Below are 13496 nucleotides of genomic sequence, written 5' to 3'. Positions count from 1 at the left end.
GACGGTGAGCGCGTACGCTGCGTCAGCGTACGTGGCCCCCACCTGGTGAACAGCCCTCTTCCGCCGTCACATTGGCCCCATGACCGCCCCCTCCACCCCCCACGGCCCGATCACCGTACGTACGTTCACCCAGCGCCTGAGCCCCACCCCGCGCGGCGCTCGCCTGGCCCGGCACCTCACCGTGAGTCAACTCGCCGCCTGGGGTATCCCGTACGGCACCGACGTGTCGGACGCCGTCGCGACCGTCGTCGCCGAGCTGGCCGCCAACGCGGCGACGCACGGCCGCGTGCCGGGCCGTGACTTCGAGCTGAGGCTCGCGCTCGTGCCGGGAAGCGTCCGCGTCGAGGTCACCGACACCCGCACCGGGCCCTGTCCGCCCGGCCCCGGTGATGTGCGAGCCCCGCATCCCCTCGCCGAGTCAGGGCGCGGTCTCGTGCTCGTCGAGGCGCTGGCCGACCGCTGGGAGGTGCTGGACCGCGCGCCGGGCAAGACCGTGCGGGCGGAGGTCGATCTGCCGGGATGGCTGCGTCTGTTCCGCGCGTGACGGGCGGATCGTGCGGGAACCGTTGACGGCAAAACCGTTCGACTCTACGTTCCCGTTCGCAGTGGCGATCGCTGTTCGGAGTCTCGAACGGCGTACTCGAAGACAGAACGGGAGCATCCCCCCATGAGCCGCACCCGCGCCACCCTCCTCGCCCTCCCCGCCGCCGTCCTCCTCGCCCTGGTCCCCTCCACGGCGTCGGCGTACCCGAACCCGGGCCGTGTCACCGGGTCCACCGTCGTCCACGACCCGACGATGATCCGCACCTCGTCGGGGCAGTACCTGCTGTACGCCACCGGCGGCGGCATCGCCCACAAGACCTCCACCGACCGGACGGCCTTCCGGGCCGGGGCCGACGCGTTCGCCACGCGGCCGGCTTGGTGGTCGTCGTACTCCTCCGTGCCCGAGGCATGGGCGCCGGACATCTCGTACCAGGGCGGCAAGTACCTGATGTACTACTCCGTCTCGTCCTTCGGCTCGAACAGGTCGGCGATCGGGCTGGCGGGTTCGAGCACCGGGCTGCCGGGCAGCTGGCAGGACTACGGGATCGTCCACACCTCCACCACGTCCAGCGACTACAACGCCATCGATCCCAACCTCTTCGTCGACAGCGACGGCAAGTGGTGGCTGTCCTTCGGGAGTTGGTGGACCGGCATCAAGATGATCCAGATCGATCCCGGTACCGGGAAGCAGCTCTCCAGCAACACCACCCGCTACTCCCTCGCCTCCCGGCCCACCGGGACGAAGGCCGTCGAGGCGCCGTTCATCGTCAGGAGAAACGGCTACTACTACCTCTTCGCCTCGTACGACACCTGCTGCGCGGGCACCGGGTCCACGTACAAGGTCAAGGTCGGCCGGGCCACCAGCGTCACCGGGCCGTACCGCGACAAGAACGGCGTCTCCCTCATGAACAACGGCGGGACGCCCGTCCTGGAGTCGCACGGCAGCGTCATCGGCCCCGGCGGGCAGTCGATCATGAACGACGTCGACGGGGACCTGATCGTCTACCACTACTACGACGGCAACGACAACGGCACCCCCAAGCTCGGCATCAACCTCCTGAACTGGAGCAGCGGCTGGCCCGTCGCCTACTGAACCGGCCCGGTGCTCAGCCCGCCGTCGGCCAGCCGGTGACGGGCGGCCGGCCCGAGGCCGGGGCCGGGGTCAGGCCGTCGGTGCCGCGCACCTGTGCGGCGGTCAGGCCGCCCTGGGCCGGTACCCCGGCGGGCGTCGGCCCGGCCGCCGCCGCGGGCAGCGGCATCGACACGCCCGTGCCGTTGGTCCCGCTGACGAGCCGGTCCACGGCCGCCGTACCCGAGCTGTAACCGGCTGCGGGGTTCAGCTCGGGCACGGCGGCCGCTCCCCTCCTGGTCCCGTAGAGCACCTGTTCCAGGCCGGACACCAGGCGACGCACGTCGACCTGGGGGCGCACCACGAGCCGCAGGAAGCGGCTGGAGGAACCGATCTTGTTGCCGCACTCGCGGACCAGGAGCCGGTGCTCGGTGAGCAGCCGGTCGCGGACCACGGTGCCCTCGGCGCCCACCGGGAGGCGCACGAAGAGGAAGTTGCCCTGCGAGGGGTAGACCGTCAGGCCGGGCAGGGCGGAGAGGGCGCTGGTCATCTCCAGGCGGTCCTGGCGCACCTGCTGGAGGCTGCGCGCGTACTCCGGGCCGTGCTCCCGCAGCATGAACACCACGTGCTCGGCGAAGGAGTTGAGGTTCCACCTGGGCAGGGCCGAGCGGATCCGCCCGGCCAGGGCGGGGTTGGCCACGAGATAGCCGAACCGGATGCCGTGCAGACCGAAGTTCTTGCCGAGGCTGCGCAGCACGATGACATTGGGGCGCAGCATCGCCTCCTGGGCGACGGAGGGGTCGGCCTCGGCGTCGGCGAACTCCAGGAACGACTCGTCCACGACCACCAGGTCCAGGTCGGTCATCGCGTCCAGGAACCGCAGGAGGGCGTGTTTGTGCAGATAGCCGCCGTCGGGGTTGTTGGGGTTGCAGACGACCGCCACCCGGGTGCCGCGGGCGCGGACGAACTCGGCGTAGCGGGCCAGGTCCAGGGCGAAGCCGCCGGCCTCCTGGAGCGGGAACATGTCGACCCGCTTGCCGGTCTCCATCGGCTGGTCGGTCCAGCGGCCGAAGGTGGGCACGGGCACGGCCAGGGACTCACGGACCAGGAGGTGGTCGATCCAGGTGATCAGCTCCGTGGAGCCGTTGCCCATCGCCACGCACTGCGGCGGAAGACCGAGCAGGGCGCACAGCTCCGCGGTGATGGTGTCGGCACCGCTCGGGTAGTAGGTGACGATCTCCCGCAGCCGGGCCGCCATCTCCTCGAACATCGCCGGGGTGGGGAAGTAGGGGTTGCACGGGATGCAGAAGTCCACCGGGCCGGCCCCGTCGCCGCCCTCCCGCGCCAGCGCCGCCATCGACGGGCTGTGCGCCGAGGTGCCGCGGAACAGCGAGGTGACGTTGCCGGTCAAGGGAACCTCCGTCTCTGGGTGGCCCGCGCGGGGGAGCGCGGGCCGCCCTTGAGTACGGAGGCGGGCGAACCCGTGTTCAACTCAGGTGAAGGAACGGTGTGTTCAGGCGCTGAAGGCGTGGACGGTGGTCGAGCGGTACACCTGCCGCGGACGCAGCACGGTCGACGGGAACGACGGCTGGTTGGGCGAGTCGGGGAAGTGCTGCGTCTCCAGGCACAGTCCGTCGCCCTGGCGGTAGACCGTGCCGCCGGTGCCGACGAGGGTGCCGTCCAGGAAGTTGCCGGAGTAGAACTGCAGTCCGGGCTCGGTGGTGGCGATCCTCATCGTGCGCCCGGAGGCCGGGTCGCGCAGGGTCGCCGCCCACTCGGGGCGCGCCGTGCCGCCCTTGTCCAGCACCCAGTTGTGGTCCAGGCCCTTGCCGTACAGCAGCTGCTGGTGGGGGACGCGGATGTCCTCGCCGACCGTCTTGGTCCGGCGGAAGTCGAAGGGGGTGCCGGCGACCTTCGCGAGCTCGCCGGTGGGGATCAGACCGGAGTCGACGGGGGTGTAGCGGGAGGCGGCGATCTTCAGCTCGTGGTCGTAGATCGTGCCGCTGTTCTCGCCCGCCAGGTTGTAGTAGACGTGGCTGGTGAGGTTGCAGACGGTCGTGCGGTCCGTGGTCGCCTCGTAGTCGATGCGCCAGTCGCCGGAGCGGGTGAGCGTGTACGTCACCTTGGTCCTGAGGGTGCCGGGGTAGCCCATCTCCCCGTCGGCGCTGGTGTAGCGCAGACACAGCCCGACGTCCGCGCCCTTGGTGAACGGCTCGACGTCCCACACCCGCTTGTCGAACCCCTGCTCCCCGCCGTGCAGGCTGTTCTCCCCGTCGTTCACGGACAGCTGGTACGTCTTCCCCTCCAGGGTGAAGCGGCCCTTGCCGATCCGGTTGCCGTACCGCCCGATCAGGGCGCCGAAGAAGGGGCTGGAGGAGACGTAGTCCTCGAGGTTGTCGAACCCGAGGGAGACATTGGCGTAGCGCCCCTTGCGGTCCGGTATCTCCAGGGACTGCACGATCCCGCCGTAGGAGAGGACCTTCAGACGGGTGCCGCCGTTCTCCAGCGACCAGCGATGCACCTTCGTCCCGTCGGCGAGCGTGCCGAAGAGTTCCTTCACCGGCTTCCTGCCTCCTGTGGCGTGCGCGGTGCCGCCCGCGGTGGCGGCGGTGAGACCGGCGGCTGCGGCGCCGGCGATGACGGTACGTCTGCTCAGTTCCATGTGCGGCTCCATCAAAAGAAAGGGGGCCCCGCTCCTGGAGCGGGGCCCCACCGACCTACGAACCGACCTTGCGCTTGTTCCACACGTCGAACCCGACCGCGGCCAGCAGCACCAGGCCCTTGATGACCTGCTGCCAGTCGGTGCCGATGCCGACGAGGTTCATGCCGTTGTTCAGCACGCCCAGGACGAGACCGCCGATGATCGCGCCGAGGACCGTACCGACGCCGCCGCTCATCGACGCGCCGCCGATGAAGGACGCGGCGATCGCCTCCAGCTCGAAGTTCAGGCCCGCCTTGGGCGAGGCCGCGTTGAAGCGGGCGGCGAACACCAGACCCGCCAGGGCCGCGAGCATGCCCATGTTCAGGAAGACCAGGAAGGTGACCTTCTTGTCCTTCACACCCGACAGCTTGGCCGCGGGCAGGTTGCCGCCGATGGCGTAGATGTGGCGGCCGATGATGGCGTTGCGCATGACATAGCCGAAGCCGACCAGCAGCACGCCGAGGATGAGCAGGACGATCGGGGCGCCCTTGTAGCTGGCGAGGAGGAGCGTGACGACGAGGACCGCCGCGCTCAGCGCCACCAGCTTCAGCAGGAAGAGGTTGCGCGGGAGGACGTCCAGCGCGAACTCCTGCTGCCGGCGCCGGTCGCGGACCTCCTGGAACACCACGAACGCGATGAGCGCGAAGCCCAGCAGCAGAGTGATGTTGTGGTAGTTCGTGTCCGGTCCGACCTCCGGCAGGAAGCCGTTGGAGACCTTCTGCAGCCCCTCCGGGAACGGGCCGAGGGTCTGGCCCTCCAGGAAGATCTCGGTGAGGCCGCGGAAGATGAGCATGCCGGCCAGCGTCACGATGAACGACGGTATGCCGCCGTAGGCGATGAAGAACCCTTGTGCCGCGCCCGCGACCGCGCCCATCAGCAGGCAGAGGACGACGGCGACCGGCCAGGGCAGGTCGTTCTTCACCATGAACACCGCGGCCATCGAGCCGATGAACGCCGTCAGCGAGCCGACCGACAGGTCGATGTGGCCCGCGATGATGACGAGCATCATGCCGATCGCGAGGATCAGGATGTAGCTGTTCTGCAGCACCAGGTTGGAGACGTTGCGCGGCAGCAGCAGGTCGCCGTCGGTCCACACCGCGAACAGCGCCACGATCAGGCCGAGGGCGATCAGCATGCCGTACTGCCGCATGTTGCGGCGCATGCCGTCGAGCAGCAACTGGAGCAGGCCGTCGCCCCCGGCGGCCCCGCTCCCGCCCGGCGGCGCGGGGGCCGGGCTCTTGGCGGTCACTTCCGTGCTCATCGCGTTACCTCTTTGTCCTTCGTCATCTGGCGCATCAGCGACTCCTGCGATGCCTCGGCCCGCGAGAACTCACCGGTCAGGCGGCCGGCGGCCATCGTGTAGATGCGGTCGCACATCCCGAGCAGCTCCGGCAGTTCGGAGGAGATGAAGACGACCGCCTTGCCCTGGGCGGCCAGCTCGTCGATGACCGTGTAGATCTCGTACTTGGCGCCGACGTCGATCCCGCGCGTGGGCTCGTCCAGGATCAGCACATCGGGACCGGCGAAGATCCACTTGCTGAGGACGACCTTCTGCTGGTTGCCGCCGGACAGCTTGCCGACCGGTTCGAAGACGGTCGGCGCCTTGATGTTCATGGACCTGCGGAAGCCCTCGGCGACCTGCCGCTCCTCGTGCTCGTCCACCACGCCCCGCCTGGCGACCTTGCCCAGCGCGCTGAGCGAGATGTTGCGGTTGATGGTGTCGATGAGGTTCAGGCCGTAGTGCTTGCGGTCCTCGGTGACGTACGCGATGCCGTGCGCGACCGCCTCCGGGACGGTCCTGGTACGGATCTCCCGGCCGTCCTTCAGGACCGTGCCGCCCGCGTATCTGCCGTAGGTGCGCCCGAAGACACTCATCGCGAGTTCGGTGCGGCCGGCACCCATCAGGCCCGCGATGCCCACGATCTCGCCGCGCCGCACCTGGAGGGAGACGTCGTCGACGACCTTGCGCTGCTGGTCGATGGGGTGGTGCACGGTCCAGCCGCGGATCTCCAGCGCCGGGGCCGCGCCCTCCTCGGGGCGGTGCGGGGTGCGCTCGGGGAAGCGGTTCTCCAGGTCGCGGCCGACCATGCCGCTGATGATCCGGTCCTCGGTGGTCTCCTCGGCCTTCACATCGAGGGTCTCGATGGTCCGGCCGTCGCGGATGATCGTCACCGAGTCGGCGACCCGGCGGATCTCGTTGAGCTTGTGGCTGATGATGATCGACGTGATGCCCTGGTCCTTGAGGTCCAGGATCAGGTCGAGCAGCTTGCCGCTGTCCTCGTCGTTCAGGGCGGCCGTCGGCTCGTCCAGGATCAGCAGCTTCACCTGCTTGGACAGGGCCTTGGCGATCTCCACCAGTTGCTGCTTGCCGACCCCGATGTCGGCGACGCGGGTCTCCGGGTGCTCGTCGAGGCCGACGCGGCGCAGCAGTTGGGTGGCGTGCCGCAGCGTCTCGTTCCAGTCGATGAAGCCGCGGGTGGCGTGCTCGTTGCCGAGGAAGATGTTCTCGGCGATGGACAGATACGGCACCAGCGCCAGTTCCTGGTGGATGATGACGATGCCGTGCTGCTCGCTCGCCCGGATGTCCTTGAAGGAGCAGACCTCCCCCTCGAAGAGGATGTCCCCCTCGTAGGTGCCGTGCGGGTGGACGCCGGAGAGGACCTTCATCAGGGTCGACTTGCCGGCGCCGTTCTCCCCGCAGATGGCGTGGACCTCGCCCCGGCGGACGGTCAGGGTGACGTCCGACAGCGCCTTGACGCCGGGAAAGGTCTTGACGATCGAGCGCATTTCCAGGACGGGTCCCGCCATGGTCGTGCCTTCCAATCCTTGAGGGGCGGACGTCAGCCGAGGTCGCTTTCCTTGATGTAGCCGGAGTCCACGACGGTGGCCTTGTAGTTGGCCTTGTCGACGCTCACCGGCTCCAGGAGGTAGGCGGGGACGACCTTGGCGCCGTTGTCGTAGGTCTTGGTGTCGTTGACCTCGGGCTTCTCGCCCTTGAGGGCCGCGTCGACCATGTTCGAGGCCACCTTGGCGAGTTCGCGGGTGTCCTTGTACACGGTCATCGCCTGCTGGCCGGCGATGATCGACTTCACCGAGGCGACCTCGGCGTCCTGCCCGGTGACGATCGGCCACGGCTTGCTCTTGGAGCCGTAGTCGTCCGAGCGCAGCGCGGACAGGATGCCGATGGAGATGCCGTCGTAGGGGGAGAGGACCGCGTCGACGCGCTCGCTCTTGTAGGACGAGGTGAGGATGTCGTCCATGCGCTTCTGGGCGGTGCCGCCGTCCCAGCGCAGGGTGGTGACCTGGGTGAGCTTGGTCTGGCCGGAGCGGACGACGAGCTGCTTCTTGTCGATGTAGGGCTGAAGGATCTTCATCGCGCCCTGGAAGAAGTAGCGGGTGTTGTTGTCGTCGTTGGAGCCGGCGAACAGCTCGATGTTGAACGGGCCCTTCTTGGAGCCGTCCTTCAGGCCCAGCTTCTCGACGATGTAGGTGCCCTGGAGCTCGCCGACCTTCTCGTTGTCGAAGGAGGCGTAGTAGTCGACGTTCTCGGTGCCGAGGATCAGGCGGTCGTAGGAGATGACCGGGATGCCGGCGTCCTCGGCCTGCTGGAGGACGTTGTTCATCGACTTGTTGTCGATGGCGGCGACGATCAGCGCCTTGACGCCCTGGGTGATGAGGTTCTCGATCTGCGAGACCTGCTGGTCGGGGTCGTCCTCGCCGTAGACCAGCCGGGTCTTGTAGCCCTTGGACTCCAGGTTCGCCACGACGTTCTTGCCGTCGGCGATCCAGCGCTCGGAGGACTTGGTGGGCATCGCGATACCGATGGTGGCGCCCTCGGTGCTGCCCTTGCCCTCCTCGCTGCCGCCCTCGGAGTCCTGGCCGCAGGCGCTGAGGGTGAGGGCGAGGGAGGCGGCGGTGGCTATGGCGGCGAGTGCGGCTCTGCGAGTGCGCATGATCATCATCCTTGATGTGGGGCTGGGCTCGATGAGCGGGTGTGTGGGATTCTGTGGGGCTGCGTCTTCTTATGTGAAGAGGTGTTCGCCGGAACGTTATGAGGGCGTGTCGAAGCGGCGCAGCGTTCCCGGCAGCCGGGAGCCGAGCGGCGCCATGTCGCCGTCCGCGCCGTGCCGGGCGAGCAGGTCCAGGGCGAGCCGGCCGCGCCGCACCCGCTCCTTGGCGGTGGAGAGGGTCAGCTCCCGCAGGTGGTGGCCGTAGGGGTAGATGCCGGGCGCCTTGGACAGGCCGAACTTCAGGTACAGCGGGGCACCGCGCCGGATCAGCTCGGCCACCTCGTACATCCGGACGTAGCCGCCGAGGTCGTCCGGCGCCTCGATGTACATGTCCATCGGCGCGCCCGACACCCGGCGGATCTCGGTGAGGTGATCCAGTGTGAGATCGCTGGGCACATTGATCGAGTCGGCGCCGAGCCGCTCGTAGACGGCGTACGCGGCCGGGTTGACCGGGCCGATCAGCGCCGAGACCTTCAGCGTGGTGTCGCCGGGGATGATCCCGGCCTCGCGTGCCCGGTGCAGCGTCCACAGCACGCCCTCGTCCGCCACCAGCAGGCACTTCACGCCGAGCTCGGTGGCGCGTACGGCGTCCTCGACGCACCCGGCGACCGCGTCGTGGCCCCGTGCGCGCAGTCCGGCCCCCCGCGAGTCGGTGCGCACCGAGCCGCCGATGTCCCAGGTGCCGCGCGGGCCGGTGAACAGGCAGAGCTCGATGTCGCGCTCGGCGGTCGCCTCCACCATCTCGGTGATCTCGGCGTCGGTGAGCATCCACACGCCGCTGCCCTGGCTGATCCGGTGGATCGGCACGTCCAGGCGCGATGCCTCCTTCAGGACGACGGCCAGCGCCTCGGGGCCCTCGCAGGAGGGGATCTCGGTGCGCCAGCGGCCGCCGCCGGGGAAGGTGTGCGGCGAGGTGTCGGCGGGGTCGGCGGCGGGCGCGTCCAGGCCGAGCGCGGCGAGCGCCTGCTCGCCGGGTCGCCGGGCTGCCGTGGCGGAAGCGTCGGTGGTCACAAGCTGTCCTTTGTGTTCGATATATCGGACGTAGTTCGCGGCTCGCGGTGAAAAAAAGGGGGTGGTACGCCGGTACGGGGCTCGTCAGGTGACCCCGTACCGGCGTACGCCTAGGGACGCAGGAGCACCTTGCCCACCTTGGGATCGCCGGAGCCGACCAGCTCGATGGCCTCGGCGAACCCGTCGAGCGGCAGCTCGTGCGTCACCAGCGGCACCGGGTCCAGCAGACCGGCGCCGAAGACCCGCACGGTGTGCGCCCAGGCGTCCGGCGGCGCGCCGAACACGGTGTGCACCTCCAGCTGCCGTACGACCAGATCGGTCGGGTCGAGCCCGTCCGCGCCCGGCGCCGGGATGCCGGTCAGCACCAGCCGGCCCCCGCGCCGCAGCAGCGCGGCGGAGACGCGGGCCGCGTCGGCGGACCCGGCGGTCTCGACGACGACGTCGAAGTCGGCGGGCAGGTCCTGGTCCTTGGTGCGGAAGTCGGTCGCGCCGAACTGTCGCGCCAGCGCCTCCCGGTCGGAGCGCGTGCCCACCACCAGCAGCTCGGCCGGGGACGCGGCCCGCAGGAACTGCACCGCGAACATGCCGAGCGTGCCCGTGCCGACGACCGCGACCCGCTCACCGGGCCGGGCGTTCGCCTTGAGCGCCGCCGCCGCGATACAGGCGGCCGGCTCCAGCAGGGCGGCCGCCGTCAGGTCCGCGTCGTCCGGCAGCACATGCAGCAGCCGGGCGGGCAGGGTCAGCGTCGGGGCCATCGCGCCCGGCTGGGTGAACCCGGTCTCCTCGTACCCGGCCGTGCACAGCGTGGTCTCGCCCGCGTGGCAGCGGTCGCACACCTGGCAGTTGCGGAAGCCCTCGCCGACCACCTTGCGGCCGACCAGACCCTCGGGCACCCCGGCGCCCACCGCCTCCACCGTCCCGGACCACTCATGACCGGGCGTCAGCGGGTAACGCACGTACCCCTCGGGCCGGTTGCCCTGGTACACCTCGCGGTCGCTGCCGCAGATCCCGGCCGCGTGGATCCGGACCCGCGCCTCACCGGCGCCGGGCTCGCGCGGCACGTGCGCGACGAGCCGGTGCTCGCCGGGGCCCTCTACCAGGACCTGGGAGCTCACTTCGTCCCCTTCGGCCTGCGCTGCTCCCAGCCCTCGGCCCACAGGTCGAAGCGGGCCTGCTGCTGCGGGAACTCGGCCGCCGCGTCCACGTCGAGCTCGACACCGAGACCGGGCGCGTCGGAGAGGTGGAAGTACCCGTCGACGACCTGGGGGGCGCCCTTGACGACCTTCTTGATCTCCGCGTCCGCGAAGTCGTTGAAGTGCTCCAGGATCTTGAAGTTCGGCGAGGTGAAGCCGACCTGGAGGGAGGCGGCGGTGAGCACGGAGCCGCCCACGTTGTGCGGGGCCACCAGCATGTAGTGGGTCTCGGCGGTGGCGGCCAGCTTGCGGGTCTCCCAGATGCCGCCGATGTGGCCGACGTCGGGCTGGATGATGTCCACGGCCTGGTTCTCGAACAGCTCGCGGAACTCGATCCGGTCGTGGATCCGCTCACCGGTCGCGACCGGGACGTCGACCTTCGCGGCCACCTTCTCCAGCGCCTTGAGGTTCTCCGGCGGGCACGGCTCCTCCAGCCACGCGGGCTTGAAGGGGGCCAGTTCGCGCGCGAGCCGGACCGCCGTGGCGGGCGAGAACCGGCCGTGCATCTCCAGCATCAGCTCGGCCTCCGGGCCGATGGCGTCGCGCACGGCCTCGATGAGGGAGACGGCGTACAGGGTCTCCCGGTGGTCCAGCTCGAAGTGCCCGGTGCCGAACGGGTCGATCTTCAGCGCCTTGTACCCGCGCTCCATGACCCCCTGGGCGGCCTTGTGGTACGCCTCCGGCGTGCGCTCGGTCGTGTACCAGCCGTTGGCGTACGCCTTGACCTTGTCGGTGACCTTGCCGCCCAGCAGCTGCCACACCGGCACGCCCAGGGCCTTGCCCTTGATGTCCCAGCAGGCCATCTCGACGACCGCGATGCCGGACATCACGATCTCGCCGGCGCGCCCGTAGTCGCCGTACTTCATCCGCTTGACCAGGTCCTCGACAGCGAACGGGTCGGAACCCAGAATGTGGTTGACCTCGGCTTCCTTCAGATAGCCGAGGAGGGCGTCGGTGTGGCCCAGCATCCGGGTCTCGCCGACTCCGGTGATGCCCTCGTCGGTGTGCACCTGTACGTAGGTCAGGTTGCGCCACGGCGTCCCGACCACGTGTGTGCTGATTCCGGTGATGCGCACGGCAGTTGCCCCTCGTGAACGTCGGTTGCTCTGTTCGAGATTTCGTCACTCGTTCGAAATGCTGGCGTGACAGTAAGGACGGGGTGGCGGGGGTGTCAATGGGTCGCACAGATTACGGTTTCGGTACTTTCGAAACTCGCGGCCGCACAACTCGCCGCGCCGCCTGGGCCGCTTCCCCACAGAACCTTCACGAGGACGCCTAGGAACAGGGCGGTTCGGGAACTTAGTCTTCCGGCGTCATGGACTACTGCCACCCCTGCCGACGGCATCTCAACGGCGCCCTGGCGTGCCCGGGATGCGGCCTGCCGGCCGACCGGCTCCCCCTGGAGCCGTCGTACGACGAGCCGGCCGGCTACGCGGGTGGCGTGCCGGGCGGCTCCGAAACGCTTTCGGACGGGGACGGGACCCGGGGCGCCGGGTCCCACGCCGACTCCTTCGCCGGCGGCTCCGGCGAGGAGGCCCCCGCCCCGAGGCCGCGTCAGGCGCCGCGCCGGGCCGGGACGAGCCGCCGGGACCGCAAGGCCGCCGCGCATCGCAGGCGCCGCCGCCGGACCATGCTGGTCACGGCGGGCTTCCTCCTCGCGGCGGGCGGCCTCAGCCTCGCCGAGCTGGGCCTCGACGCCCCCGGCTCCCCCTCGCAGCCGACCGCGGCCGAGGGGCAGGGCGAGGCGGGCGTCGACGGCGGCAGGTCCGAGAGGACGGCGGGTGCGTCGGCCGACCCGGTGTCCGACCGCACGGACCCCTCGGCCTCCGGCCCCGGCGCATCGCCGTCGGCCTCCCGGTCCTCGGCCTCCCCGTCGGCGTCGACCTCGGCATCTCCGTCCGCCTCGGAGTCATCGGCCCCCTCACAGGCCCCCACCCGCATCGACCGCACCGGCACCACGGCCCCGGCCCCGGCCCCCACCACCGAGCCCCCCGCCGACACCCCGGCCCCCGCCGACCCCGCCCCCACCCCCACCGACCCCTCCACCCCACCACCCCCCGACCCCACCCCCTCAGAAACCTGCGACCGCTTCCTGTGGTGGTGCACCTGACCCCACCCCCACAACGCCACAGGGCCCCCTCAGGGGCGCGGGGAACTGCGCGAGCAACCACGACGAACGCAAAGCCGCCAACCCCCCGACCCCCCACGACGCCGACGCGCACAGGACCGCACGGAAACTACGCAACGAGCCACGACGGCAACCCCCTCAGGGGCGCGGGGAACTGCGCGAGCAACCACGACGAACGCAAAGCCGCCGAACCCCTCGACCCCCCACAACGCCGACGCGCACAGGACCGCACGGAAACTACGCAACGAGCCACGACGGCAACCCCCTCAGGGGCGCGGGGAACTGCGCGACCAGCCACAACGCACCCGCAGCCACCCACAACCCCCGCCCGTACCCCACCCCACCCGCTACCCCTCCAGCATCCGCCGCAACAACCCCCGCAACACCACCCGCTCCTCCTCCGACAACCCGGCAAGCGGCTCCCGAGCAAACCGCAGCGACTCCCGCAGGCTGCGGGCAACCGCCCGCCCCTCCTCCGTGACGACCGCCACCTTCACCCGCCGATCCCCGGGATCGGCCCGCCGCTCCACCAGCCCCCGAGCCTCCAGCCGGTCCACGATGCCGGTGACGTTCGACGGCTCGCACTTCAGCCTGTTCGCCAGCTTCCGCATCGGCAGCGGCTCCAGCGTCAGCAGCCCGAGCAGCTTCGCCTGCGCCCCCGTCAGCGCATGCTCGGCGGCAGCCGACTCGTATTCCTCGTGATAGCGGGCGACGACCGTGGCGATGAGATCGACGACCTCCAGCGTCAGGTCGTCGGGGCGGGTCGGGTGGGGAGTGGCCATACCCTCACGATACCCGCGTTACTTGACAATCTGAAATATTCACTCGCATGGTTGTTTCA

At 70.0% G+C, this 13496-nt stretch carries 12 protein-coding genes; 3 read left to right on the top strand and 9 right to left on the bottom strand.

Features of this window, described 5'->3' with window-relative positions:
* Window positions 1-79 precede the first annotated feature (79 nt).
* A complete protein-coding gene (locus tag ACSU6M_RS10790; RefSeq protein ID WP_437069079.1) occupies window positions 80-544 on the top strand; it encodes an ATP-binding protein in 465 nt (154 codons plus the stop codon).
* Window positions 545-667: 123 nt separating this feature from the next.
* Window positions 668-1636: an arabinan endo-1,5-alpha-L-arabinosidase gene (locus ACSU6M_RS10785; RefSeq protein ID WP_437069078.1), complete on the top strand. Its 969-nt coding sequence runs from the start codon at window positions 668-670 to the stop codon at window positions 1634-1636.
* 13 nt (window positions 1637-1649) lie between these two features.
* Here the strand turns inward: ACSU6M_RS10785 and ACSU6M_RS10780 are convergent, their stop codons facing one another.
* The 8 genes from ACSU6M_RS10780 to ACSU6M_RS10745 form a co-directional block, all read right to left on the bottom strand.
* Entirely contained in the window at window positions 1650-3023 is a 1374-nt protein-coding gene (locus ACSU6M_RS10780) for a pyridoxal phosphate-dependent aminotransferase (protein WP_437069076.1), read from the bottom strand.
* Between the two features lie 102 nt (window positions 3024-3125).
* Window positions 3126-4274, bottom strand: a complete 1149-nt coding sequence (locus ACSU6M_RS10775) for an aldose epimerase family protein (protein WP_437069075.1) — start codon at window positions 4272-4274, stop codon at window positions 3126-3128.
* A gap of 55 nt (window positions 4275-4329) precedes the next feature.
* Complete coding sequence (gene mmsB, locus ACSU6M_RS10770) at window positions 4330-5574, bottom strand: multiple monosaccharide ABC transporter permease (protein WP_437069073.1); 1245 nt, start codon at window positions 5572-5574, stop codon at window positions 4330-4332.
* Window positions 5571-7121, bottom strand: coding sequence for a multiple monosaccharide ABC transporter ATP-binding protein (gene mmsA, locus ACSU6M_RS10765; protein ID WP_437069072.1), 1551 nt, complete (start codon window positions 7119-7121; stop codon window positions 5571-5573). The genes mmsB and mmsA overlap by 4 nt, the downstream gene beginning before the upstream one ends.
* A 32-nt stretch (window positions 7122-7153) precedes the next feature.
* Complete coding sequence (chvE, locus tag ACSU6M_RS10760) at window positions 7154-8266, bottom strand: multiple monosaccharide ABC transporter substrate-binding protein (RefSeq protein WP_437069070.1); 1113 nt, start codon at window positions 8264-8266, stop codon at window positions 7154-7156.
* 96 nt (window positions 8267-8362) lie between these two features.
* Complete coding sequence (locus tag ACSU6M_RS10755; protein WP_437069068.1) at window positions 8363-9334, bottom strand: hypothetical protein; 972 nt, start codon at window positions 9332-9334, stop codon at window positions 8363-8365.
* A 110-nt stretch (window positions 9335-9444) separates the two neighbouring features.
* Window positions 9445-10449 (bottom strand): zinc-dependent alcohol dehydrogenase, encoded by a 1005-nt coding sequence (locus ACSU6M_RS10750; protein ID WP_437069066.1) that lies wholly within the window; start codon window positions 10447-10449, stop codon window positions 9445-9447.
* Entirely contained in the window at window positions 10446-11603 is a 1158-nt protein-coding gene (locus tag ACSU6M_RS10745; protein ID WP_437069064.1) for a mandelate racemase/muconate lactonizing enzyme family protein, read from the bottom strand. Before ACSU6M_RS10745 ends, ACSU6M_RS10750 begins: the two co-directional genes overlap by 4 nt.
* A gap of 239 nt (window positions 11604-11842) precedes the next feature.
* Here ACSU6M_RS10745 and ACSU6M_RS10740 point away from each other — a divergent pair, with 239 nt between their 5' ends.
* Window positions 11843-12637, top strand: a complete 795-nt coding sequence (locus tag ACSU6M_RS10740; RefSeq protein WP_437069063.1) for an SCO2400 family protein — start codon at window positions 11843-11845, stop codon at window positions 12635-12637.
* Window positions 12638-13002: 365 nt separating this feature from the next.
* On the opposite strand, the gene ACSU6M_RS10735 is transcribed toward ACSU6M_RS10740, so the two are convergent.
* Window positions 13003-13437: a MarR family winged helix-turn-helix transcriptional regulator gene (locus ACSU6M_RS10735; protein WP_437069061.1), complete on the bottom strand. Its 435-nt coding sequence runs from the start codon at window positions 13435-13437 to the stop codon at window positions 13003-13005.
* Between the last annotated feature and the right edge of the window lie 59 nt (window positions 13438-13496).

The organism is Streptomyces sp. enrichment culture, from assembly GCF_964272895.1.
Classification (GTDB): domain Bacteria; phylum Actinomycetota; class Actinomycetes; order Streptomycetales; family Streptomycetaceae; genus Streptomyces.
The sequence above is the reverse complement of the archived record's forward strand: the minus strand, read 5'-3'. Positions and strand labels throughout refer to the sequence as shown.